Origin of the sequence: Pseudomonas fluorescens, from assembly GCF_002022275.1 — a bacterium.
GTDB lineage: Bacteria > Pseudomonadota > Gammaproteobacteria > Pseudomonadales > Pseudomonadaceae > Aquipseudomonas > Aquipseudomonas fluorescens_AJ.
In genome coordinates this window covers 447,561-470,369 of sequence record NZ_MSDF01000014.1, presented here as the reverse complement: position 1 = coordinate 470,369, position 22,809 = coordinate 447,561, and the positions used below count along the sequence as shown (strand labels likewise).

21 protein-coding genes are annotated in these 22,809 nt (G+C 60.8%); 13 read left to right on the top strand and 8 right to left on the bottom strand.

Annotation, left to right across the window (positions count from 1 at the left end; all coding sequences use genetic code 11):
• The first annotated feature begins 275 nt into the window (after window positions 1-275).
• Together rpmB and rpmG are read left to right on the top strand one after the other, a co-directional pair.
• Window positions 276-509 (top strand): 50S ribosomal protein L28, encoded by a 234-nt coding sequence (rpmB, locus tag BFW87_RS10435; protein WP_003176907.1) that lies wholly within the window; start codon window positions 276-278, stop codon window positions 507-509.
• A gap of 11 nt (window positions 510-520) precedes the next feature.
• Window positions 521-676 carry a 50S ribosomal protein L33 gene (rpmG, locus tag BFW87_RS10430; RefSeq protein ID WP_003176906.1) on the top strand — a complete coding sequence of 52 codons (156 nt, stop codon included), beginning with the start codon at window positions 521-523 and terminating at the stop codon, window positions 674-676.
• Window positions 677-913: 237 nt separating this feature from the next.
• Here rpmG and BFW87_RS10425 read toward each other — a convergent pair whose 3' ends face one another.
• Window positions 914-1,276 (bottom strand): cupin domain-containing protein, encoded by a 363-nt coding sequence (locus BFW87_RS10425; RefSeq protein WP_078739763.1) that lies wholly within the window; start codon window positions 1,274-1,276, stop codon window positions 914-916.
• A 230-nt stretch (window positions 1,277-1,506) separates the two neighbouring features.
• Here BFW87_RS10425 and BFW87_RS10420 point away from each other — a divergent pair, with 230 nt between their 5' ends.
• Both BFW87_RS10420 and BFW87_RS10415 read left to right on the top strand, forming a co-directional pair.
• On the top strand, window positions 1,507-3,000 hold the full coding sequence (locus BFW87_RS10420; RefSeq protein ID WP_078739762.1) for an aldehyde dehydrogenase: 1,494 nt from the start codon (window positions 1,507-1,509) through the stop codon (window positions 2,998-3,000).
• Between the two features lie 181 nt (window positions 3,001-3,181).
• Window positions 3,182-4,324: an MFS transporter gene (locus tag BFW87_RS10415; RefSeq protein WP_078739761.1), complete on the top strand. Its 1,143-nt coding sequence runs from the start codon at window positions 3,182-3,184 to the stop codon at window positions 4,322-4,324.
• 126 nt (window positions 4,325-4,450) lie between these two features.
• On the opposite strand, the gene BFW87_RS10410 is transcribed toward BFW87_RS10415, so the two are convergent.
• Window positions 4,451-6,019 carry a phospholipase D family protein gene (locus BFW87_RS10410; RefSeq protein WP_078739760.1) on the bottom strand — a complete coding sequence of 523 codons (1,569 nt, stop codon included), beginning with the start codon at window positions 6,017-6,019 and terminating at the stop codon, window positions 4,451-4,453.
• Between the two features lie 62 nt (window positions 6,020-6,081).
• Window positions 6,082-7,506 carry a PLP-dependent aminotransferase family protein gene (locus tag BFW87_RS10405; protein ID WP_078739759.1) on the bottom strand — a complete coding sequence of 475 codons (1,425 nt, stop codon included), beginning with the start codon at window positions 7,504-7,506 and terminating at the stop codon, window positions 6,082-6,084.
• A gap of 166 nt (window positions 7,507-7,672) precedes the next feature.
• Here BFW87_RS10405 and BFW87_RS10400 point away from each other — a divergent pair, with 166 nt between their 5' ends.
• Entirely contained in the window at window positions 7,673-7,897 is a 225-nt protein-coding gene (locus BFW87_RS10400) for a DUF1127 domain-containing protein (RefSeq protein ID WP_078739758.1), read from the top strand.
• Between the two features lies 1 nt (window position 7,898).
• Here the strand turns inward: BFW87_RS10400 and BFW87_RS10395 are convergent, their stop codons facing one another.
• On the bottom strand, window positions 7,899-9,191 hold the full coding sequence (locus BFW87_RS10395) for an NAD(P)/FAD-dependent oxidoreductase (protein ID WP_078739757.1): 1,293 nt from the start codon (window positions 9,189-9,191) through the stop codon (window positions 7,899-7,901).
• A gap of 115 nt (window positions 9,192-9,306) precedes the next feature.
• On the opposite strand from BFW87_RS10395, the gene BFW87_RS10390 reads away from it, so the two are divergent.
• Window positions 9,307-9,660 (top strand): YkgJ family cysteine cluster protein, encoded by a 354-nt coding sequence (locus tag BFW87_RS10390; protein WP_003176897.1) that lies wholly within the window; start codon window positions 9,307-9,309, stop codon window positions 9,658-9,660.
• 121 nt (window positions 9,661-9,781) lie between these two features.
• Here BFW87_RS10390 and BFW87_RS10385 read toward each other — a convergent pair whose 3' ends face one another.
• Window positions 9,782-10,270, bottom strand: coding sequence for an Lrp/AsnC ligand binding domain-containing protein (locus BFW87_RS10385; RefSeq protein WP_003176896.1), 489 nt, complete (start codon window positions 10,268-10,270; stop codon window positions 9,782-9,784).
• 156 nt (window positions 10,271-10,426) lie between these two features.
• Between BFW87_RS10385 and dadA the strand changes: the two genes are divergently transcribed.
• The 6 genes from dadA to BFW87_RS10355 all read left to right on the top strand — a co-directional run bounded on the left by dadA (window position 10,427) and on the right by BFW87_RS10355 (window position 16,524).
• The gene (gene dadA, locus BFW87_RS10380) at window positions 10,427-11,728 is read left to right on the top strand and encodes a D-amino acid dehydrogenase (RefSeq protein ID WP_078739756.1); all 1,302 of its coding nucleotides are present in this window, start codon (window positions 10,427-10,429) and stop codon (window positions 11,726-11,728) included.
• Window positions 11,700-12,053 (top strand): RidA family protein, encoded by a 354-nt coding sequence (locus tag BFW87_RS10375; protein WP_078739755.1) that lies wholly within the window; start codon window positions 11,700-11,702, stop codon window positions 12,051-12,053. Before dadA ends, BFW87_RS10375 begins: the two co-directional genes overlap by 29 nt.
• A 79-nt stretch (window positions 12,054-12,132) precedes the next feature.
• On the top strand, window positions 12,133-13,206 hold the full coding sequence (alr, locus tag BFW87_RS10370) for an alanine racemase (protein WP_078739754.1): 1,074 nt from the start codon (window positions 12,133-12,135) through the stop codon (window positions 13,204-13,206).
• 115 nt (window positions 13,207-13,321) lie between these two features.
• Complete coding sequence (locus tag BFW87_RS10365) at window positions 13,322-13,870, top strand: cupin domain-containing protein (protein WP_049710945.1); 549 nt, start codon at window positions 13,322-13,324, stop codon at window positions 13,868-13,870.
• A 181-nt stretch (window positions 13,871-14,051) separates the two neighbouring features.
• Window positions 14,052-14,468: a c-type cytochrome gene (locus BFW87_RS10360; RefSeq protein ID WP_078739753.1), complete on the top strand. Its 417-nt coding sequence runs from the start codon at window positions 14,052-14,054 to the stop codon at window positions 14,466-14,468.
• A 133-nt stretch (window positions 14,469-14,601) separates the two neighbouring features.
• Window positions 14,602-16,524 carry an acetyl-CoA hydrolase/transferase C-terminal domain-containing protein gene (locus BFW87_RS10355; RefSeq protein WP_078739752.1) on the top strand — a complete coding sequence of 641 codons (1,923 nt, stop codon included), beginning with the start codon at window positions 14,602-14,604 and terminating at the stop codon, window positions 16,522-16,524.
• Window positions 16,525-16,656: 132 nt separating this feature from the next.
• Here the strand turns inward: BFW87_RS10355 and BFW87_RS10350 are convergent, their stop codons facing one another.
• The gene (locus tag BFW87_RS10350; RefSeq protein ID WP_010207474.1) at window positions 16,657-17,229 is read right to left on the bottom strand and encodes a xanthine phosphoribosyltransferase; all 573 of its coding nucleotides are present in this window, start codon (window positions 17,227-17,229) and stop codon (window positions 16,657-16,659) included.
• Between the two features lie 58 nt (window positions 17,230-17,287).
• Window positions 17,288-19,297: a DNA helicase Rep gene (gene rep / locus BFW87_RS10345; protein ID WP_078739751.1), complete on the bottom strand. Its 2,010-nt coding sequence runs from the start codon at window positions 19,295-19,297 to the stop codon at window positions 17,288-17,290.
• A 269-nt stretch (window positions 19,298-19,566) separates the two neighbouring features.
• On the opposite strand from rep, the gene BFW87_RS10340 reads away from it, so the two are divergent.
• Entirely contained in the window at window positions 19,567-21,231 is a 1,665-nt protein-coding gene (locus tag BFW87_RS10340) for a putative bifunctional diguanylate cyclase/phosphodiesterase (protein ID WP_078739750.1), read from the top strand.
• 130 nt (window positions 21,232-21,361) lie between these two features.
• Here BFW87_RS10340 and BFW87_RS10335 read toward each other — a convergent pair whose 3' ends face one another.
• On the bottom strand, window positions 21,362-22,765 hold the full coding sequence (locus BFW87_RS10335; protein ID WP_078739749.1) for a NorM family multidrug efflux MATE transporter: 1,404 nt from the start codon (window positions 22,763-22,765) through the stop codon (window positions 21,362-21,364).
• Between the last annotated feature and the right edge of the window lie 44 nt (window positions 22,766-22,809).

Below are 22,809 nucleotides of genomic sequence, written 5' to 3'. Positions count from 1 at the left end.
ATTCTGTGCGACGAGTGGTCGGCTGTTCCAGCGGCCCCCAGTAGCAACGGTTCAGGCGCCTTTTACCAGGATTTACGCCAGTAAAAACTCACGGGCTGTTGTTGCACCGGGGTCTTTCTGGTATAAAGCAGCGCTCTTTTCTAGGGGCCCGGTTCCTTCGCTTGTAGGTGTAGCCGGTAAGACCCTAAAGAAACGCGGCGCCTGGCGCCAAATGACTGAGAGATTAAGCGGCCAACCCATGCCGGGTTGGGCATGTGGTTTTAGAGGGCTGAGGCATGTCGAGAGTATGTCAAGTTACCGGTAAGGGTCCGGTGACTGGGAATAACATTTCCCACGCAAATAACAAAACCCGTCGTCGTTTCCTGCCAAACCTGCAGCATCACCGCTTCTGGGTTGAAGAAGAGAAACGTTTTGTCCGTCTGCGCGTATCCGCTAAAGGCATGCGCATCATCGACAAGCGTGGCATCACTGTCGTGCTGGCCGAAATCCGTGCCGCTGGCAAGATCTAAGGAGCTCTATCATGCGTGAATTGATTCGAATGATCTCTAGCGCCGGTACTGGTCACTTCTACACTACCGACAAGAACAAGCGTACTACCCCGGACAAGCTCGAAAAGAAAATGTTCGACCCGCGCGTTCGCAAGCACGTGATCTACAAAGAAGGCAAAATCAAGTAATTGATTTTCCTCCTTGTGAAAAAAAGCCCGTCTCTCACGAGTCGGGCTTTTTTTTGCCTGGTGTTTACCTGATCGTTCCCATGCTCTGCGTGGGAATGTTGCCCCGGACGCTCCGCGTCCCGCTTTGGCGCAAAGTCCGCCACTTGCGCAATGGTGACGCGGAGCGTCACAGGATGCTTTCCCACGCAGAGCGTGGGAACGATCAAACGATAGATTTTTTTGCCTGCGATTTGCTGATCAAGCTTTCTGTTCAAACACCACGTAGATCTTGCGGCACGCTTCCAGCACTTCCCAGGTGCCGCTGAACCCGGCCGGGATCACGAAGCGGTCGCCGGCACGCAAGGTCTTGGCGTTGCCGTCGGCATCGCGCAGCACCGACACACCCTGCACAATTTCGCAGTACTCGTGCTCGGTGTAATTGACCTTCCACTGCCCGACTTCCCCTTCCCACACGCCGGCGCTCATCTGGCCGCACGGGCTGTTGTAGTGGTTATAAATCGTTTGCTCGGGATCGCCCTTGAGGATTTTCTCGGCGGCGGGGCGGTAGCGGTCTGGGGCGGTGTTGGCTTGGCTGAAGTCGACGATGTCCTGGATGCTCATGTGCGTGTCCCGTCTGGCCTGCGGTTGGAGAGCCCAAAGTCTATGTTTATTAAAATGAACATCGCAAGGGCGTTTAGCGGTGTTATGTCAAATATATTGAAACACCCCCGGCCGCTGGTTTAGGGTGGCAGCTGCCTTGAGCCGAACAGCAGGCTGGCCGGGCAAGAATTCTTTGAGGCTGCCGGGGGACATCACCTGGCCCTTGTATTCAATAAGAGGAGGACACTCGCATGACCACCCTGACCCGTGCCGATTGGGAACAACGCGCCAAGGATCTGAAGATCGAAGGCCGCGCCTACATCAATGGCGAATACACCGCCGCCGCTTCCGGTGACACCTTCGAATGCATCAGCCCGGTCGATGGCCGCTTGCTGGCCACGGTTGCCAGCTGTGACGCCGCCGACGCCCAGCGCGCCGTGGAAAACGCCCGCGCCACCTTCGATTCCGGCGTCTGGTCGCGCCTGGCGCCGGCCAAACGCAAGGCCGCCATGCTCCGTTTCGCCGCGCTGCTCAATGCCAATGCCGAAGAGCTGGCGCTGCTTGAAACCCTCGACATGGGCAAGCCGATCTCCGACTCCTTGGGCATTGACGTGCCTGGCGCAGCCAATGCCCTGAGCTGGAGCGGCGAGGCGATCGACAAGATTTACGACGAAGTCGCCGCCACTCCGCACAACCAATTGGGTCTGGTGACCCGCGAGCCCGTCGGCGTGGTCGGCGCCATTGTGCCGTGGAACTTCCCGTTGATGATGGCCTGCTGGAAGCTGGGCCCTGCGCTGTCCACCGGTAACTCGGTGATCCTCAAACCGTCTGAAAAATCCCCGCTGACCGCCATCCGCATCGCTGCCCTGGCGGTTGAAGCCGGCATTCCAAAAGGCGTGCTGAACGTGTTGCCGGGTTACGGCCACACCGTGGGCAACGCGTTGGCTTTGCACATGGACGTCGACACGCTTGTGTTCACCGGTTCCACCAAGATCGCCAAGCAGCTGCTGATTCGCTCCGGCGAGTCGAACATGAAGCGTGTGTGGCTGGAAGCGGGCGGCAAGAGCCCGAACATCGTGTTCGCTGATGCCCCGGACCTGCAGGCCGCTGCTGAGTCCGCTGCGGGCGCCATCGCCTTCAACCAGGGCGAAGTGTGCACCGCCGGTTCGCGCCTGCTGGTCGAGCGTTCGATCAAAGACAAATTCCTGCCGCTGGTGATCGAGGCCCTCAAAGGCTGGAAGCCAGGCAACCCGCTGGACCCGGCAACCAACGTCGGCGCTCTGGTGGACACCCAGCAGATGAACACCGTGCTGTCCTACATCGAAGCTGGCCACGCCGACGGCGCCAAGCTGGTGGCGGGCGGCAAGCGCACCCTGGAAGAAACCGGAGGCACTTATGTCGAGCCGACGATTTTCGACGGCGTGACCAACGCCATGAAAATCGCCCAGGAAGAGATCTTCGGCCCGGTCCTGTCGGTGATCACCTTCGACAGCGCGGAAGAAGCGATCAAGATCGCCAACGACACCGTCTACGGCCTGGCAGCCGCCGTGTGGACCGCGGATATTTCCAAGGCGCACCTGACCGCCAAGGCCCTGCGCGCCGGTAGCGTGTGGGTCAACCAATACGACGGCGGCGACATGACCGCGCCGTTTGGTGGCTTCAAACAGTCGGGTAATGGTCGCGACAAGTCGTTGCACGCGTTCGACAAGTACACCGAACTGAAGTCGACCTGGATCAAGCTGTAAGCAACACCGCAGATCCCCTGTAGGAGCAAGCCTGTGTGGGAGCTGGCTTGCCTGCGATAGCATCACCGAGGTGTGGCTGACACACCGAGGTGCCTGCATCGCGGGCAAGCCCGGCTCCCACATAGGTTCGCTCCTACAGTTCGTTTTGATCCCTCAAAAAATTATCCACAGGAGCGTGGAAATGCGTTGGGCGACTTATTTCGCCGTTCTTGCCTCGGTGCTCAGCGTTGGCCTGGCGCTGGGTGTCAGCATGCCGCTGGTGTCCCTGCGCCTCGAAGGCTGGGGCTACGGCAGTTTCGCCATCGGCGTGATGGCGGCGATGCCTGCGTTCGGCGTGTTGCTGGGCGCCAAGGTGTCCAGCCGACTGGCCTCATGGCTGGGCACCGCCAACCTGATGCGTCTGTGCCTGTGGGCGGGCGCCGTCTCCATCGGCTTGCTGGCAATCCTGCCCAGTTATCCAATATGGCTGGTACTGCGATTGATGATCGGCGTGATCCTGACCATCGTGTTTATTCTCGGCGAAAGCTGGATCAACCAGTTGGTGGTGGAGCAATGGCGTGGCCGGCTGGTGGCGTTGTATGGCTGCAGTTATGCCTTGAGCCAGTTGTCGGGGCCGCTGCTGCTGGGGGTGCTGGGTACTGACCATGATTACGGCTTCTGGGTCGGCGTGGGCCTGTTGATGGTCGCGCCGCTGCTGTTGCTGGGCCGTTCCGGCGCGCCGACGGCTGAATCCTTCAGCGTCACCTTTGGCGACTTGTGGCGGTTCTGCCAGAGTCTGCCGGCGATTGCGTGGGCCGTGGCGCTGTTCGCCGCGTTCGAAGCGATGATTCTGACGCTGTTGCCGGTGTATTGCCTGCAACAGGGCTTCAGCGCCGAGATCGCTTTGGCGATGGTCAGCACGGTGGTGGTCGGCGATGCGTTGCTGCAACTGCCGATTGGCGCGCTGGCGGACTACTTGCCGCGGCGCACGCTGTTCCTGAGTTGTGCGGTATTGCTGTTGGTGTCGAGCCTGGCCATTCCGCTGTTGATGCACACGCTGTTGATCTGGCCGGTGTGGGTGCTGTTTGGCGCCAGTGCCGGCGGGTTGTTCACGCTGTCGTTGATCCTGATCGGCGAGCGCTACCGCGACGATGCGCTGGTGCGCGCCAATGCGCATATCGCGCAACTGTGGGGGATTGGTTGCCTGATCGGGCCGTTGGTGGCGGGGGCGGGGAGCCAGTGGATCAGCGGGCATGCGTTGCCGCTGTTGATGGCGGCCGGTGCGCTGGGCCTGGTGGTGCTTCTGCTGCGCCAAGGCGCGTTCGGCGCCGCACAACCTGCCTGACCTTGAAACGCAATCAACTGTGGGAGCTGGCTTGCCTGCGATGGTGGTGTATCAGGCCATAAATAAGTGGCTGACCCACCGCTATCGCAGGCAAGCCAGCTCCCACAGTTTTAATCTCCTCTGGTTTCAGAGCATTCGCTCAAGCCCGACAGAAGTGGCAAACCAGGCATTAAACCGCCGCCACCAACTGCCCGGCTCGCGAGTCAGCGTATGTATCTGGCCGTTATCTTCGGTCACCCACACCACGTTGCCGTCCTGCAATTTCGCCTCATAACTCAAGGCTGGCGCCATGCCCTGTAACGCCAGGTTACGCACGTGCTCCGCCAGTTCCGGGCTGTCCACCAGCACCCCAACCTCGGTATTCCACAGCACCGAGCGCGGGTCGAAATTGAAGGAGCCGATAAACGACTTCTCCCGATCAAAGATCATCGCCTTGCTGTGCAGGCTGGAGTCCGAGCCGTGGAAGCTACCCCGGCGAAACAAGTGCGGGCCACTGCCGCCGCTCGGGTCGCCCGGCTGGCGGCGCAATTCGTAGAGTTTTACGCCGTGCTCCAGCAGCGCCTTGCGATAGGGCGCGTAGCCGCCGTGCACGGCCGGTACGTCGGTAGCCTCCAGGGAATTGGTCAGCAGGCTCACCGAGACACCCGCATCCGCCCGGCCAGTCAGGTACACCAGCCCCGGTTGCCCCGGCACGAAGTACGCCGAGATCATCATCAGTTCATGATTGACGCCTTCCAACTCCGGCGCCAGTTGCGTGGTCAGCAGCAGGCGTGGGTCCGGCTCGGCCGTGGCCAGCACTTTGCTCGGCGCGTCCCATAGCGCCTGGTTCCAGGCCCAGATCAGCTCGCGGCGCCAGATGTTCATGCGCGGCTGGGTTTTATAGGTGCGCAAACGGTTGTACAACGCGTGGTTCTTCTGGCGCGACTCGGCCAGCGACGCTTCCAGGCGCACTCGGGCCGCCGCCAGGTCGCCCTTGGACGGGGCGCTGGAGACGAAATCATCAATGGGCTTGCTCAGCGCACTGTTCCAGTACTGGTCGAAGCTGTGGCCCAGTTGCTCCGCGACCGGCCCGACGCTGAGCATGTCGATGTCGGTGAAATTCAGGTTGGGTTCGGCATCGAAATACTCATCGCCCAAATTGCGCCCGCCGACGATGGCCACGCTGTTGTCCGCCAGCCACAGCTTGTTGTGCATGCGTCGGTGTTGCAGCGAGAGGTTGAACAGGCGCCCCATGGCCCGCGTTACGCCGGTGCTGCGCCCCAGGTGCAACGGGTTGAACAGGCGAATCTCGATCTTGGGGTGGGCGGCGAGGGTGGCAATAATCTGGTCAAGGCCGTCGCTGGTAGTGTCGTCCAGCAAGATGCGGACGCGCACGCCACGGTCGGCAGCCTTGAGCAGCTCATCCACGAGCATGCGAGTGCTGATGCCGTCGTGGACGATGTAGTACTGCAGGTCGAGGCTGGTCTGGGCGTTGCGGATCAGCTCGGCACGGGCCATGAAGGCTTCGCTGCTGTTGGGCAGCAGACGAAAGCCGGAGCGGCCTTGATACGGCGCCGCCTGGGCCTGGATCGAGCGGCCGAAGGAGGATTGCGCGGCGGGCAGGGCGTCGCTGGGTATGCGCGGTGAATCCACTGTGGCGCAGCCGCCCAGGGCGAGGGCGCCCAACAGGAAAAACGGTAAAAGCCGTCGAATCATCAAGGGCGCTGCTTCCAGGTCAGGGCGATTGTGGGCATATGACGGCTATTTCCCATGAAAGGTCAGTCTGCCGCCTCTGCCAGCATCTGTATTGCGGCGGCACCGACCTTGCGCACGGCTTCTTCAATCTGCGGCGTTGGCTTGGCAGCGTAGTTCATGCGCAAGCAGTTCCGGTACTTGCCCGACGCCGAGAAGATGCTGCCTACGGCCACCTGAACGCCTTGTTCTACCAGCAGGCGGTTGAGCTTGAGGGTGTCGAAGCCTTCCGGCAGCTCCACCCACAACATAAAGCTGCCCTGAGGCCGGCTGGCGCGGGTGCCGGCCGGGAAGTAGCGGCTGACCCAATCCAGCATCAAGTCGCGATTGCGCTGGTATTGAGTGCGCATCCTGCGCAAATGCGGCTCGAAATGGCCGCCTTTGAGAAACTCGGCGATGGCAATTTGCGGCTGGGTCGCCGTGGAGCCGGTGCTGATGTATTTCATGTGCAGCACCCGTTCCAGGTAGCGACCCGGGGCGACCCAACCAATGCGCAGGCCTGGCGCCAGGGTTTTCGAGAATGAGCTGCAAAGCAGTACACGGCCATCCTCATCGAAAGATTTGATGGTGCGTGGTCGCGGGTAGCTGTAGGCCAATTCGCCATACACATCGTCTTCGATGATTGCCACGTCAAAGCGCTGGGCCAGGGTAAGCAGCGCCTTTTTGCGCGCCTCCGGCATGATGTAGCCCAAGGGATTGTTGCAGTTGGGGGTCAGCTGGATGACCTTGATCGGCCACTGTTCCAGCGCCAGTTCCAGGGCGTCGAGGCTGATGCCGGTGATGGGGTCGGTGGGGATTTCCAGGGCTTTCATGCCCAGGCCCTTGAGGGTTTGCATGGCGCCGTGAAAGCTCGGCGAGTCCACCGCGACGATATCTCCAGGCTCGCAGATCGCGTGGATGCTGGCGGACAGCGCCTCATGGCAACCGGTGGTGATCACAATGTCTTCGGCGGTGAGCTGGCAGCCGGAATCCAGAGACAGTCGGGCGATTTGCTCGCGCAACTCCATACAGCCAAGGATATTGTCGTAATACAGACCCGGCAGGTCCTGGCGACGGCTCACGCGCGCCAGGCTGCGCAACAGGGGTTTCATCGTCGGTGACAATACATCCGGCATGCCTCTGCCCATCTGTATTACGCCTTTGCGCGGCACTGCGCGAATCAGCTCCAGCACTTGGTCCCATTGGGAAATTTCCACCGGGCGCTGGGCCGGGCGGCCTACTTCCGGCAAGGCCGGCAGGTCACGCCCCACGGGCACAAAATAGCCTGACTTGGGCTTGGGCATCGCCAAGCCATTGTCTTCGAGCATGCGATAAGCCTGTTGCACGGTGCTCAGGCTGACCCCGTGTTCCACACTCAATGCACGGACTGACGGCAAGCGATCGCCGGGGCGGTAAAAGCCCTGTTCGATGCGCGTGCCCAGCAATTCGGCGAGGTTGACGTAGAGGGTCATGGCGGTCGCTCCTGAAGGACCAGTACAGATAGGGGGAAAATACAGGATTCAGGCGCCGACAGGCAGTGTCTGTATGGATTTAATAAAAGAGGGTTGAATCTGTAATGGTTTTGCCCGTGCGCTCACTCTAGTCACTCATGGCAACAAGCAAATGAGGGGCAGCAAAATGAGCGGCATGAGCGATGCGCGGTTGGCGTTACACGGTCAGGAATTGGTGGCGGGGCAAGAGCAGGCGACAGCGCCACGCACTATCAGCGGCTGGAGTCTTTTCTGGCACCGTCGCCACACCCGTAAAGCCTTGCTGACACTGACCCCAGAGCAGTTGCGCGATATTGGGTTGACCGCCGAGCAGGCCCGCCAGGAAGGCCTTAAACCCTTCTGGCGCAGCTGATTCACACCAGTTCTTTGAGCCGGTGCCACAGCATCCCCAAGGCCAACAGCGGCGAGCGCAGGTGCTTGCCGCCAGGGAAGGTGATGTGCGGCACTTGGGCAAACAGATCGAAGCGCCCCTGTTGCTGGCCGCTGATAGCTTCGGCGAGCAGCTTGCCGGCCAGGTGCGTGGCGTTGAGGCCGTGGCCCGCATAGGCCTGGGCGTAATACACATTCGGTTGGTCCGCCAGCCGGCCGATCTGCGGCAAGCGGTTGGCGCCGATGCCGATCATGCCGCCCCATTGAAAGTCGATTTTCACCTCGGCCAATTGCGGGAATACCTTGAGCATTTTCGGCCGCATATAGGCGCCGATGTCCTGCGGGTCGCGTCCGGAATAATGGCAGGCGCCGCCGAACAGCAAGCGTCGGTCGGCGGACAGTCGGAAGTAGTCCACCGTCACGCGCTGATCGCACACGGCCATATTTTGCGGCAGCAGGTCGGCGGCCTGGGCTTCGCTCAACGGCTCGGTGGCGATGATGTAACTGCCGGCTGGCAGCACTTTGCCGCTGAGCTGGGCGTTCAGGCCATTCAGGTAGGCGTTGCAGGCCAGCACGAGGGTCCTGGCGCGCACGTTGCCCTGAGCGGTGTGCACGTTGACCTCGGGGCCGTAGTCGATGCGCGTGACTTCGGATTGCTCGAACAGCGTCACGCCCAATTGCTGGGCGACCGCCGCTTCGCCGAGCGCCAGGTTCAGCGGATGTAAATGCCCCGAGCCCATGTCGATCATGCCGCCCACGTAGCGGTCGGAGCCAATTACGCTGTTCATCTCACTGGCTTGTAACAAGCGCACGTCATGGCGATAGCCGAGGTCGCGCAGTTCTTCGGCGTCTTCGGCCAGGCCTTGCAGGTCGCGCGGTTTGTTGGCGAGGTCGCAGTAGCCCCACGTCAGGTCGCAGGGGATTTGGTAGCGTTCGACGCGTTCGCGCACGATTTCGACGGCTTCCAGGCCCATCAACTTCATCTGGCGCACGCCGTCGGCGCCGATCACGTTGGCGAACTGATCCAGTCCGTGGCCGACACCGCGAATCAACTGGCCGCCGTTGCGTCCGCTGGCGCCCCAGCCGATCTTGCGCGCCTCCAGCAGCACCACGCTGAAGCCGCGTTCAGCCAGCTCCAGCGCAGTGTTCAGCCCGGAATAACCGCCGCCCACCACGCACACATCGGCGCGCACTTCGCCCGTCAACGCCGGGTAATCGGGTTGCGGCACGCTGCTGGCGGCGTAGTAGGAAGCGGTGTGCCGGGCGCTGGCAGTCATGGGGAGCATCCCTGTTTGGAAAATTTGACGCAGGATACAGCGGTCGGACGAAGCTGTCTGCGCGGGGCTTTTTGCGGCAGAATTCACGCCTATTCGCGGTTCGGTAAGTGTTTCGATGAGTTGCAACAGTCAGAAAATCAGCGCGCTGCGCAGGCAGATTCCTTCGTTCGAGTGCGTCCCCGGTTGCCACGACTGCTGTGGGCCGGTGACGACATCGCCCGAGGAAATGTCGCGCCTGCCGCGCAAGACCGCCGCCGAGCAGGACGCTGCGATGGACGAGCTGAACTGCGTGCACCTGGGGCCGAACGGCTGCACGGTGTATGACGAGCGGCCGCTGATTTGTCGGTTGTTTGGCACCACCAAGACCTTGCCATGCCCGAATGGGCGTGGGCCGGTGGAGCTGATTCATCCGCGGGTGGAGAAGCAGATTCATGAATACATGGCGAGCACGCGGCAAGTACTGGTCTAGCTCGGTCAATGTGGGAGCTGGCTTGCCTGCGATAGCGGTGGGTCAGTCAGTACATATTTCGCCTGACAGACCGCCATCGCAGGCAAGCCAGCTCCCACATTTTTTGATCGTGTTCTATCAGTCAGTCCGGAATCGGCAGGTTAAGGCTCTCCTTCACCTCTTCCATCACGATATAGCTCTTGGATTCGCGCACATGCGGCAGCTTGAGCAGGATATCGCCGAGCAATTTCCGATAAGACGCCATCTCCGAAATACGCGCCTTCACCAGGTAGTCGAAATCCCCCGACACCAGATGGCACTCCAGCACGTGGGGCAGTTTCAGCACCGCGCGGCGGAATTCTTCAAAGGTGTCGCCAGACTTGTAATCCAGGCTGATCTCGACAAATACCAGCAAACTCCCCTTCAAATGCTGCGGGTTGAGCCGTGCGTTGTAGCCCATGATGATGCCTTCGCGCTCCAGACGGCGTACTCGCTCGGTGCACGGCGTGGTCGACAGCCCGACCTTTTCCCCAAGCTCGGTGAACGAAATTCGCCCGTCCGTTTGCAGGATACGCAGGATATTGCGGTCGATCTTGTCCAGCTCCCGCTTGGTCTGGGTGTTGGTACGCATAGGGGATACGCCTCTGTGAAAAGGGTTTTTGCCGAGAATTGTCGCCAAATATAGGTGCTTATATAGTGAAATGCACTGGCAATAGTTTTTTACACTGCGCTCATCATTGCTCGAATAACACACGTCAGCGGCAGAGCCCGCGATGAGGATATAAAAATGCGCGTTCTGGTCTTGGGTAGCGGCGTGATTGGTGTGACCAGTGCCTACTATTTGGCGCGGGCCGGCTTCGATGTCGTCGTGGTCGACCGCCAGCCAGCCGCTGCCATGGAAACCAGTTTCGCCAACGCCGGCCAGGTCTCGCCTGGCTACGCCTCGCCATGGGCTGCACCGGGTGTGCCGCTCAAGGCCATCAAGTGGCTGCTGCAACGCCACGCGCCGCTGGCGATCAAGGCCACCGCTGATATCGACCAATACCTGTGGATGGCGCAGATGCTGCGCAACTGCACCGCCAGCCGTTATGCGGTGAACAAGGAGCGCATGGTCCGCCTGTCCGAGTACAGCCGCGACTGCCTCGACGAATTGCGCGCCGAAACCGGCATTTCCTACGAAGGCCGTAGCCTCGGTACTACCCAATTGTTCCGAACCCAAGCCCAGCTTGATGGCGCCGCCAAAGACATCGCCGTGCTGAAAGAGTCCGGCGTGCCGTTCGAGCTGCTGGACCGCGCCGGGATTGCGCGCGTTGAACCGGCCCTGGCCAGCGTCACCGATATTCTCGCGGGCGCACTGCGCCTGCCAAACGACCAGACCGGTGACTGCCAGATGTTCACCACGCGTCTGGTCGAGATGTGTAAACAGCTGGGTGTGGAATTTCGTTTTGAACAGGACATTCAGCGCCTCGACTACGCGGGTGATCGCATCAACGGTGTGCTCATCGACGGCAAGCTGGAAACCGCCGACCGCTACGTGCTGGCCCTCGGCAGCTACTCGCCCAAGTTGCTCAAGCCGCTGGGCATCAAGGCGCCGGTGTACCCGCTCAAGGGTTACTCGCTGACCGTGCCGATCACCAACCCGGCGATGGCCCCGACTTCGACCATTCTCGACGAGACCTACAAGGTCGCGATCACCCGTTTCGACAACCGCATCCGCGTCGGTGGCATGGCTGAAATAGCCGGTTTTGACCTGTCGCTGAACCCGCGTCGGCGTGAAACCCTGGAGATGATCGTCAACGACCTTTATCCTCAGGGCGGCGATTTGACCGAAGCCAGTTTCTGGACCGGTCTGCGCCCGACCACGCCCGATGGCACGCCGATTGTCGGTGCCACCCCGTTCAAGAACCTGTTTCTGAATACCGGCCACGGCACGCTCGGCTGGACCATGGCCTGTGGTTCCGGCCGTTTGCTGGCTGACCTGATGGCGAAGAAAACGCCGCAGATCAGCGCCGCCGGCCTCGATATTTCCCGTTACGGTAACCACCAGGAGTCCGCACAACATGTCAATCCAGCGCCAGCTCACCAATGAGCGCATGAGCCAGATCGTTGTTCACAGCGGTACCGTGTATCTGGCAGGGCAAGTCGGCGACGACATGAGTGCCGGGATTGAAAAGCAGACCCGTGAAACCCTGGCCAATATCGAGCGTTTGCTGGATCTGGCTGGCACCGACAAGACCAGGTTGCTGTCGGTGACGATCTACCTGAAAGACATCGACGCCGATTTCGCCGGCATGAACGCGGTGTGGGACAAGTGGCTGCCTAAAGGCGTCGCTCCGGCCCGTGCAACCGTCGAAGCCAAATTGTGCGAACCGGACATTCTGGTAGAGCTGTCCGTCGTGGCGGCGCTGCCTTAAACACAGATCCCTCTTGCGGTGCCGACGTGTTTGTCGGCGCCGGTTTTTTCTTCACTTTGCCGCCTAGAAGCCTGCCGCCATGCGTCCTGCCCGTGCCCTGATCGACCTCCAAGCCCTGCGCCATAACTATCAACTGGCCCGTGAAGTCACGGGGGCCAAGGCGCTTGCCGTGGTCAAGGCCGATGCCTACGGCCATGGCGCCGTGCGCGTGGCTCAGGCGTTGGAAGCCGAGGCGGATGGGTTTGCGGTCGCGTGCATTGAGGAAGCCTTGGAGCTGCGCGCCGCCGGCATTCGTGCGCCGGTGCTGTTGCTGGAAGGTTTTTTTGAGGCGGACGAGTTGCCGCTGATCATTGAGCATGATTTCTGGTGCGTGGTGCATTCGCTGTGGCAACTGGAGGCGATTGAGCACGCCAGGCTGAGCAAGCCGCTGACCGTCTGGCTCAAGCTGGATTCGGGCATGCACCGTGTCGGCCTGCACCCCAAGGACTACCACGAGGCGTATCAGCGCCTGCTGGCCAGTGGCAAAGTCGCCAAAATCGTACTGATGAGCCACTTCGCCCGCGCCGACGAGCTCGATTGCGTGCGCAGTAACGAGCAGGTCGCGGTGTTCGAGGCGGCGCGTCAGGGGTTGTCGGCTGAAGTGAGCCTGCGCAACTCGCCGTCGGTGATGGGTTGGCCGAGTGTGTCCAGCGACTGGGTGCGCCCGGGCATCATGCTCTACGGTGCGACGCCGTTTGGCGAGGATCAGGCCATCGCCGCGCGTTTGCAGCCGGTGATGACCCTCGAATCGAAAGTGATCAGTGTGCGCGAACTGCCGGCCGGGGAGCCGGTGGGCTACGGCGCCAAGTTCATCACACCCAAACCGATGCGCATCGGTGTGGTTGCCATGGGCTATGCCGACGGTTACCCGCGCCACGCCCCCACCGGCACGCCGGTGTTGGTGGCGGGGCAGCGCAGCCAATTGCTCGGGCGTGTGTCGATGGACATGCTGTGCGTCGATCTCACCGACGTGCCACAAGCCGGGCTCGGCTCCACGGTGGAGCTGTGGGGCAAAAATATCCTCGCCAGTGACGTCGCCGCCGCCGCCGAGACCATTCCCTACCAGATCTTCTGCAACCTGCGCCGCGTGCCAAGGCTCTATTCCGGCGCTTGAGGCGGGACGACGAGCCAAGCCTTCCAGGATTTAGGCCCAAGTGTTGTAAATACTGAACGCTGTCGCCATGATAACGCTCAATTACAACAAAGCTGAATCCTAGGAGGCTCCTGCATTGGACGTCGGCGAACGACTGCAATCCATCCGTAAACTGAAAGGTCTTTCCCAGCGTGAGCTCGCCAAGCGCGCGGGTGTCACCAACAGCACCATTTCGATGATCGAAAAAAACAGTGTCAGCCCCTCAATCAGCTCCTTGCGCAAGGTGCTGGGCGGCATCCCCATGTCCATGGTCGAGTTCTTTTCCGAGGAGATCCTCCAGGAAATACCGACGCAGATCGTCTATAAAGCCAATGAGCTGATCGACATCTCTGACGGCGCCGTCACCATGAAACTGGTGGGCCGGGCGCACCCGACACGGGCGATTGCGTTTCTCAACGAAATCTACCCACCGGGCGCCGACACGGGCGAAGAAATGCTCACCCACGAAGGCGAGGAAACCGGGATTCTGGTTGAAGGGCGTCTGGAATTGGTGGTCGGCCTTGAAACTTTTGTGCTCGAAGCTGGCGATAGCTACTACTTTGAAAGTACCAAGCCCCATCGTTTCCGCAATCCGTTCGACGTGCCGGCGCGACTAATCAGCGCAGCCACACCCGCGAACTTTTGACAGAAGAGGCGTGCTGCCAGCGTTGCAGACACGCCCGTCGCAGTAACCGTACGGCTGAATCTCCCTTTATTTAATAGGGTTGTTTCGGGCTTGCGGGCTAACCGTTATAATTTCGCCGCCTGCGAAACCGTGGCCGCAGGCGTGAATAGCCACCATTGAGGGTGAACGCGTGAACCTAATTATGAAAATGCTGGCTGCACCAGCAACCGTACTGGCCCTATGGGCTGTCAGCGCTCAAGCTGCGACCAATGATGAAATTGCCAAGCGCCTGGAGCCTGTCGGCCAGGTTTGTGTTCAGGGCCAGGAATGCAAAGGGATGGAGGTTGCAGTGGCAGCGGGCGGCGGCGGCGGTGCGAAAACGCCGGACGACGTGATCGCCAAGCATTGCAACGCCTGCCACGGTACCGGCCTGTTGGGTGCACCGAAAATCGGTGACGCCGCCGATTGGGGCAAGCGCGCCAAGGAGCAAGGCGGGGTGGATGGTCTGCTCGCCAAGGCTATTACCGGCATCAACGCCATGCCACCAAAAGGCACCTGCAGTGATTGCTCGGACGACGAGCTCAAGGGTGCAATCGAGAAGATGTCGGGCCTGAAATAAACCGATCTTCGCCAAAAAGCCGCTGACCAGCGGCTTTTTTGTGCCCAGGATTTGTATTTCCAGGCTGTTCATTGCAGCAAAGACCCGGCAAGCTCGGTCCAACCCCTAATCATGGAATGTTCAGGAGGGTCGGATGGTGCAGTTGTGTTCAATCGAGCAAGCAGTTGACGACGTGCTGGCGCGCTTGCCGGCGCATATCCACATGGGCATGCCTCTGGGGCTGGGCAAGCCGAACCTGTTTGCCAACGCGCTGTACCGGCGCATCGCCAAATTGCCCGAGCGGCAATTGACGATCTACACCGCGCTGAGCCTGGGCCGCCCGCCTTTCGGCGATGGTTTGCAGAAGCGCTTTCTCGAACCCTTCATCGAGCGGGTGTTCGGTGATTACCCCGAACTGGATTTCCTCGCCGACCTGCACAAAGACAAACTCCCCGCCAATATCCGCGTGCAGCAGTTCTTCATGCAGCCCGGCAGCCTGCTCCACAGCACGTCGGCCCAACAGGACTACGTCAGCAGCAACTACAGCCATGCCGCCCGTGACATCAACGCCGCCGGCCTGAACCTGGTGGCGCAACTGGTGGCCAGCAGCACCGAACACCCCGACCGCCTGAGCCTGAGCTGCAACCCGGACATCACCCTCGACCTGCTGCCGATGATCGAGAAGCGCCGCGACGCGGGTGAAACCATTCTGGTGGTCGGCCAGGTCCACAGCGATTTGCCCTACATGCCCGGCGACGCCGAGCTGGGCATGGACGCCTTCGACTACCTGATCGACGCCAAGGACAGCACCACGCTGTTCTCCACGCCGAACATGCCGGTGGGGTTTCAGGATCATTTCATTGGCCTGCACGCCAGCACCCTGGTGCGCGACGGCGGCACCTTGCAGATCGGCATCGGCTCCATGGGTGACGCACTGACCGCCGCCTTGCTGGCGCGCCAGGCCGATAACGAGGCCTACCGCCTGCTGCTGACGGACCTCGATGTGTACCAGTGGGCGCCGTTGATCAGCCGAGAAGGCGGCGTCGACCCTTTTGCCCGTGGCCTCTACGGTTGCAGCGAAATGTTCGTCAACGGCCTGCTGGTGCTGGCGGATGCCGGGATCATCCGGCGCAAGGTTTACCCGGATGTCGCGACTCAGGAACAAGCCAACGCAGGCACGCTGGATGACGCCGCCCAGCCCGATGGCGTGTCGATCCACGGCGGTTTCTTCTTAGGGCCACGTAGTTTTTACCAGCGCTTGCAGGAAATGACCCACGCCAAACGCCTCGAATTCAACATGACCCGCATCAGCTACATCAACGAGCTGTACGGTCAGGAGGAACTCAAGCGCCTGCAGCGACTGGACGCACGGTTTATCAACAGCGCAATCATGGTGACCTTGCTCGGCGCGGGTGTGGCGGACCAGTTGGAAGACGGCCGCGTGCTCAGCGGTGTCGGCGGGCAATACAACTTTGTTGCGCAAGGCCATGCACTGGAAGGTGCGCGCTCGATCCTGATTTTGCGCAGCTGGCGCGAGTCGGCGGGGGAGGTCAGTTCCAATATCGTCTGGGAATACGGCCACTGCACGATTCCCCGGCACCTGCGGGATATCGTGATTACCGAGTACGGAATTGCCGACTTGCGGGGGCAGACGGATGCCAAGGTGATCGAGGCATTGCTCAACATTACCGATTCACGCTTCCAGGATGAGCTGATCGAACACGCGAAGAAGGCCGGCAAGTTGTCCAAGGATTTCCAGCTGGATCCGCGCTTTGCCGACAACACGCCAGAACGCTTGAAAGCCATTCAGGCTAAACACCGGCGGTTGTTCCCGGAGTATCCGTTGGGCAGTGATTTCACCGATGAAGAGCGGGATTTGTTGCGGGCGCTGAACTGGCTCAAGAGCAAATTCAAGCTGACGGAGATTCTGGAGCTGGGCAAAGCCGCGCTGGATGCGCCGGAGCCGGAGGCGTTTCCTGAGCATCTGAAGCGGATGCGGTTGAACAACCCGGAGGGGCTGAAGGAAGACCTCTACCAGCGGTTGCTGCTCGCCGGTTTACAGGCCACCGCCCACTAAAAACCAACACAAAACTAACTGTGGGAGCTGGCTTGCCTGCGATAGCGGTGTGTCAGGCGACAGAGATGTCGACTGTCAGGCCCTCATCGCAGGCAAGCCAGCTCCCACATTTTTTACTGCGGTGTTATCGAGTCACTCGATAAAGGTAACCACGCCACCGGCCAACGATTTAACCCGCGCCAGCGATTCAACCCGATAACCCTGCGCATCCAGCTCCGCACGGCCGCCCTGGAACGACTTCTCGATCACGATTCCCAAGCCAGCCACGGTCGCACCGGCCTGCTTGATGATCGAAATCAGCGCCTGGGACGCCTTGCCGTTGGCCAAAAAGTCATCGATCACCAGCACGCGGTCGCTGCTGGTCAGGTGACGCGGGGAAATCGCCACGGTGCTTTCGACTTTCTTGGTGAAGGAATACACCGTCGCCGACAGCAGGTTTTCAGTCAGGGTCAGGGACTGTTGCTTGCGGGCGAAGATCACCGGCACGCCGAGGTTCAGGCCGGTCATGATCGCCGGCGCGATGCCCGACGCCTCGATGGTGACGATCTTGGTGATGCCCGAGTCCTTGAACAGCGCGGCGAATTCGTCGCCGATCAGTTTCATCAGCGCCGGGTCGATCTGGTGGTTCAGAAAGGCGTCGACCTTGAGTACCTGATCGGAAAGCACGATGCCTTCTTCGCGAATTTTCTTGTGCAGTGCTTCCACGGAAAGCTTCCTCTAATGGCGCGCGGTGCGCCGAAAGTAGATTAAAAAGTAGTCGATTCTAGCGCTTTAACATCGCGCGTATATCCGCCAAGGCGGTGTTGCCGCGAACGGCCTTCACCTCGGTGGGGGTGTCGTCATTGCCTTCCCAGGCCAGGTCGTCCGGCGGCAGCTCATCGAGGAACCGGCTGGGTGCACAGTCGATGATCTCGCCGTATTGCTTGCGCTTGGCGGCAAAGGTGAAAGCCAGGGTCTGACGCGCGCGGGTAATGCCCACGTAGGCCAGTCGGCGTTCTTCCTCGATGGTGTCAGCTTCAATGCTGGAACGGTGTGGGAGAATTTCCTCTTCCATGCCCATGATGAACACGTAGGGGAATTCCAGGCCCTTGGAGGCGTGCAAGGTCATCATCTGCACGCCCTCGGCGCCATCTTCCTCTTCCTGCTGGCGTTCGAGCATGTCGCGCAGCACCAGCTTGCCGATGGCGTCTTCGACGGTCATCTCGCCTTCTTCGTCCTTCTCCAGCGTGTTTTTCAACGCCTCGATCAGGAACCAGACGTTGCCCATGCGGTAATCCGCGGCCTTGTCGCTGGAGCTGTTGGTGCGCAGCCAGTTTTCATAGTCGATGTCCATGACCATGCTACGCAGCGCGCTGATCGGGTCTTCGCCGGCACACTGCTCGCGCACCTTGTCCATGAAGCGCTTGAAGCGCGCCAGGCGGTCCGTGAAGCGCGTGTCCAGATGTTCGCCCAGGCCGATTTCGTCGGTGGCGGCGTACATCGAGATCTTGCGTTCGGTCGCGTAGTTGCCGAGCTTTTCCAAAGTGGTCGAGCCGATTTCGCGGCGCGGCACGTTGATCACGCGCAGGAACGCGTTGTCGTCGTCCGGGTTCACGATCAGGCGGAAGTAGGCCATCAGGTCTTTCACTTCCTGGCGTCCGAAAAAGCTGTTGCCGCCCGACAGGCGATACGGAATCTGGTGATGCTGCAGCTTCAGCTCGATCAGCTTGGCCTGGTAGTTACCGCGGTACAGGATCGCAAAGTCGCTGTACGGCCGGTCGGTGCGCAGGTGCAAGGTCAGCAGTTCGACGGCCACGCGCTCGGCTTCGGCGTCTTCGTTGCGGCAGCGGATCACGCGAATCTCATCGCCGTGGCCCATCTCGCTCCACAGCTGTTTTTCAAACTCGTGGGGGTTGTTCGAAATCAGCACGTTGGCGCACCGCAGAATGCGGCTGGTGGAGCGGTAGTTCTGCTCCAGCATCACCACTTTCAGGGACGGGTAGTCGACCTTGAGCAGCATCAGGTTTTCCGGGCGGGCGCCGCGCCAGGCGTAGATCGACTGGTCGTCATCGCCCACCACGGTGAACTGGTTGCGCTTGCCGATCAGCATTTTCACCAGCAAATACTGGCTGGCGTTGGTGTCCTGGTATTCGTCCACCAGCAGGTAACGCACCTTGTTCTGCCATTTTTCGAGAACGTCGGCGTGTTCCTCGAACAGCTTTACCGGCTGCAGGATCAGGTCGTCGAAGTCCACCGCATTGAACGCCTTGAGCGTGCGCTGGTAGTGGGTGTAGACGATGGCCGCGGTCTGTTCCTTGGGGTTGCGCGCGTTTTCCAGGGCCTGGGCGGGCAGGATCAGGTCGTTTTTCCAGGCGCCGATCATGTTCTTGATCTCATCCACGCCGTCGTCGCCTGCGTATTCCTTTTGCATGATGTCGGTCATCAGCGACTTCACATCGGTCTCGTCAAAGATCGAGAAGCCCGGCTTGTAGCCCAGCCGCGCGTGCTCCTTGCGGATGATGTTCAGGCCCAGGTTGTGGAAGGTACACACCGTGAGGCCACGGCCTTCGCCGCCCTTGAGCAGCGTGCCGACACGCTCCTTCATTTCCCGCGCCGCCTTGTTGGTAAAAGTCATGGCGACGATGTACTGAGCGCGGATGCCGCACTGCTGGATCAGGTGCGCGATCTTGCGGGTGATCACGCTGGTCTTGCCGGAACCGGCACCGGCGAGCACCAATAGAGGGCCGCCGACGTAGTTCACGGCTTCTTGCTGCCGGGGATTGAGTCGGGACATAAAGAGTTCAGGGAGTCGTCTATCAAAAGGGCGGGCATTTTAACAGGCTCGCAGGATTCTGCTCTCACAGAACGACAGTGTGACGTACCACTCGATCTAAATTTGCCGGTTTTGATACTTTGCCGCAGGATGTGGTGGGCTTTTTTCGGCTAAGGTTGCGATTAAGGTCCGTAGTCTGCGTGTTTGATAATTACTATCATTGGTGATTGTCAGGCCGCACGTCATAATGCCCGCCGCCAACGAAATCTTGCAGAGTCTAGGGAGCTAGCTTGTCTACGCCTGTCGAACCCTTGCGTTTGCTGCTACTGGCCGATGAGCCAGCGTGGGCAGCGTTGTTGCGCGAGTGCCTGGTGCCGATGGGCGAAGGGGCTGTGCTGATCAGTGCACCCAACTGGGACTCGGTGAGTCGTCTGTTCGATGACGACCACGGTGCCGTGTTATTGACCACACCTGGCTTGCAACCCGGCCCAGGCCGCTGCAGCTTGCCGTGTGTATTGCTGTTGGAGCAGGAACCGCTGGTGTCGCCGCTGGGCGTCAGTGACTGGCTGGTCCATGACGGTTTGGACGCCGATACGCTGCGCCGCTGCCTGCGCCATGTTCGCGAGCGCGGCGTGCTGGAAAACACCCTGCAACGCCTGGCCGAACAGGACCCGCTGACCGGTATCGCCAATCGCCAGGGTTTCCAGACCTTGCTGGCGGCGCGTCTGGCGGAAAACGAAGGTCGCGGCCTGGCGCTCGGCCATCTGGACCTCGATAACTTCCGGCATGCCAACGATGCCCTCGGCCACCAGGCGGGTGACCGGTTGATCCTGCAAGTGGTGTCGCGGCTCAAGAGCCAGCTCGAAGCCGGGGACCAACTCGCGCGTCTGGGCAGCGATGAATTCGCCTTGCTGATCGACACCCGTCGTGCCCCTCAGCGCGCCGAGTGGATGGCTGAGCGCATCACCGAAGCCATGGCCGAGCCCTATTGGGTGGATGGCGAAAGCTTGCTGATCGGCTGCAGCCTCGGCGTGGCCCATGCGCGCGCCCGCGCCGGTGCCGACCCGTTGATGTGGCACGCGCATATCGCCATGCAGCAAGCCAAGAGCACTCAGGGCTGCACCTTTCATATCTTCAACGAACGCATCAACCGCAACGCGCGCAGCCTGGCCGACCTGGAAAGTGAACTGCGCCGTGCGTTGCGTCGTGATGAACTGGAGCTGCATTACCAGCCGCGCCTGGACCTGGACGACGGGCATATCGTCGGCCTGGAAGCGTTGGTGCGCTGGCGCCATGCCGAGCGAGGCCTGTTGCCGCCGAGCGAATTCGTGCCTTTGGCCGAGCAAAGCGGGTTGATCGTGCCGCTGGGCTACTGGGTGATCTCCCGCGCCTTGCGCGACATGCAAGACCTGCGCGAACGTGGCCTGCCGCCGTTGCACATGGCGGTGAACCTGTCGTTTCGCCAGTTCCAGGACAGCCAGTTGCTGTCGACGTTGAGCCGGTTGATTGCCGAGCGTGGCGTGGAAGCGCAATGGCTGGAATTCGAGCTGACCGAAACCGCCGTGATGCGCCGCAGTGATCTGGTCAAGCAGACCATGGACGCCCTCGGGCGGCTCGGTGTGCGCTTTTCCCTGGATGACTTCGGCACCGGTTTCTCATCATTTGTGCACCTCAACAGCCTGCCGATTGCTTTGTTGAAGATCGACAAAAGTTTCGTTGGCGGCATGGAAGAGCGCGAAGAGAACCGCAAGCTGGTGCACGCCATGATCAACCTGGCGCACAACCTGAATCTGGAAGTGGTGGCTGAAGGGGTGGAAACCCCGGAGCAGTTGGCGTTGCTGAGGTTGTTTGGTTGTGATCAGGCCCAGGGGTATTTGATCAGCAAGCCGTTGCCGTTGCCGGAGTTGGTGGAATACCTGACGTTCGGCAAGAGCCAGCAGGCGCTATTGGGCTGAGTGTTGTAAACCCAATCAAAAAATGTGGGAGCTGGCTTGCCTGCGATAGCGGTGGGCCAGCCAATAAGTCCTTTGCTTGACACACCGCCATCGCAGGCAAGCCAGCTCCCACATTGGCCGAGTACATTTTTCAGTCTGGCTGCATAGCCGGGAACTGTGCACGAACCTGCGGCTCCCGCCGAATCATCCGCCTCATCTTCACCTCAAACGCCCAGGTCAAACTCACCGCCGCACACGCCAGCCCCAGCGCCAAACCCCACCAAACACCCGTCGGGCCCCAGCCCCATGTTAACGCCATCAACCACGCGGACGGTGCACCAATCAGCCAATAGCACCCCAAACCCACCAGAAAGGTGGTCTTGGCGTCTTTCAGCCCGCGAATGCAGCCCATGGCGATAGTCTGCACGCCGTCGAACAACTCAAACCAGGCCGCGACGGCCAACAGGCTGACGGCCAGCACGATCACGTCATGGAAGGCCGGGTCGTTATGATCAAGGAACAGCCCTATCAGCGGGTCGGAAAACAGCCACAACACCACGGCAAATCCCAACATCACCGCCGCACCAAAGCCGATGCCGACACGCCCGGCCAATCGCGCGTCATGCAACTGCCCGGCACCGTAATGCTGGCCGATGCGCATGGTGATCGCGTAGGACATCCCCGCCGGCACCATGAACGCCACCGAGACGATTTGCAGGGCAATCTGATGCGCTGCCAATTGCGTGCTGCCCATGGTGCCCATGCACAGCGCCGCGAAGGCAAACAACCCGACTTCCACCGCGTAAGTGCCGCCAATCGGCAGGCCCAGGCGCCACAGCTCGCGCAAATACTGGGTGTTGAGGCGCAGCAGACCCTTGCCGAGCGGGTAGGCCGTGTAAGCCCGGTGAATGCGGATGTACCACCACAGCGCCAGTGCCATGCAGTTGGCGACAATGGCGGTCACCAGGCCGATACCCATCAGCCCCAGTTTCGGCAGGCCGAACATGCCCTCGATCAAGGCATGATTGAGCAGGTAGTTGAGCACCGTGCCGCAAAGGCTGATCACCATCACCGGCGTGGCTTTGCCAATGGCGCTAGTGAAACCGCGCAAGGCCATGAAGCTCAGGTAGCCAGGCAGGGCGAAGGGCAGGATCGTCAGAAATTGCCCCGCCGCGTGCACGTTGGTTTCGGTCTGGCCGAACATCAGCAGCACCGGTTTGAGGTTCCACATCAGCAACCCCGCGCCCAATGCCATCAGCCAGGCCAGCCAAAGCCCGGCCTGCGTCAGTCGGGTGGCGCCTTCGATATCGCCAGCGCCATGCCGGATGGCGACGAGGGTGCCTACAGCCGCAATTACGCCGATGCTGAAAATCGCCACGAACGAATAACTCGCCGCGCCCAGGCCACCACCGGCCAGCGCTTCGGGGCTCAGGCGCGCCATCATCAGGGTGTCGGTCAGCACCATCAGCATGTGCGCCAACTGTGAGGCAATCAACGGCCCTGACAGCCGCAGAATGGCCCAAAGTTCGGTACGTGCAGGATGTTGCATGATCATCGCGCTCAAAAAGTCAGAGGGTTGGGGAAGGGTTGATTCTCGGC

What these genes read in the sequence shown, in the direction of transcription:
- rpmG (WP_003176906.1), top strand. Translation starts at nt 521, where the DNA reads ATGCGTGAATTGATTCGAATGATCTCTAGCGCCGGTACTGGTCACTTC.
- BFW87_RS10395 (WP_078739757.1), bottom strand. Translation starts at nt 9,191, where the DNA reads ATGACTGCCAGCGCCCGGCACACCGCTTCCTACTACGCCGCCAGCAGC.
- BFW87_RS10355 (WP_078739752.1), top strand. Translation starts at nt 14,602, where the DNA reads ATGGTGCAGTTGTGTTCAATCGAGCAAGCAGTTGACGACGTGCTGGCG.
- BFW87_RS10425 (WP_078739763.1), bottom strand. Translation starts at nt 1,276, where the DNA reads ATGAGCATCCAGGACATCGTCGACTTCAGCCAAGCCAACACCGCCCCA.
- BFW87_RS10390 (WP_003176897.1), top strand. Translation starts at nt 9,307, where the DNA reads ATGAGTTGCAACAGTCAGAAAATCAGCGCGCTGCGCAGGCAGATTCCT.
- BFW87_RS10420 (WP_078739762.1), top strand. Translation starts at nt 1,507, where the DNA reads ATGACCACCCTGACCCGTGCCGATTGGGAACAACGCGCCAAGGATCTG.
- BFW87_RS10375 (WP_078739755.1), top strand. Translation starts at nt 11,700, where the DNA reads ATGTCAATCCAGCGCCAGCTCACCAATGAGCGCATGAGCCAGATCGTT.
- rpmB (WP_003176907.1), top strand. Translation starts at nt 276, where the DNA reads ATGTCGAGAGTATGTCAAGTTACCGGTAAGGGTCCGGTGACTGGGAAT.
- BFW87_RS10360 (WP_078739753.1), top strand. Translation starts at nt 14,052, where the DNA reads ATGAAAATGCTGGCTGCACCAGCAACCGTACTGGCCCTATGGGCTGTC.
- BFW87_RS10410 (WP_078739760.1), bottom strand. Translation starts at nt 6,019, where the DNA reads ATGATTCGACGGCTTTTACCGTTTTTCCTGTTGGGCGCCCTCGCCCTG.
- BFW87_RS10405 (WP_078739759.1), bottom strand. Translation starts at nt 7,506, where the DNA reads ATGACCCTCTACGTCAACCTCGCCGAATTGCTGGGCACGCGCATCGAA.
- alr (WP_078739754.1), top strand. Translation starts at nt 12,133, where the DNA reads ATGCGTCCTGCCCGTGCCCTGATCGACCTCCAAGCCCTGCGCCATAAC.
- BFW87_RS10335 (WP_078739749.1), bottom strand. Translation starts at nt 22,765, where the DNA reads ATGATCATGCAACATCCTGCACGTACCGAACTTTGGGCCATTCTGCGG.
- BFW87_RS10385 (WP_003176896.1), bottom strand. Translation starts at nt 10,270, where the DNA reads ATGCGTACCAACACCCAGACCAAGCGGGAGCTGGACAAGATCGACCGC.
- BFW87_RS10400 (WP_078739758.1), top strand. Translation starts at nt 7,673, where the DNA reads ATGAGCGGCATGAGCGATGCGCGGTTGGCGTTACACGGTCAGGAATTG.
- rep (WP_078739751.1), bottom strand. Translation starts at nt 19,297, where the DNA reads ATGTCCCGACTCAATCCCCGGCAGCAAGAAGCCGTGAACTACGTCGGC.
- BFW87_RS10415 (WP_078739761.1), top strand. Translation starts at nt 3,182, where the DNA reads ATGCGTTGGGCGACTTATTTCGCCGTTCTTGCCTCGGTGCTCAGCGTT.
- dadA (WP_078739756.1), top strand. Translation starts at nt 10,427, where the DNA reads ATGCGCGTTCTGGTCTTGGGTAGCGGCGTGATTGGTGTGACCAGTGCC.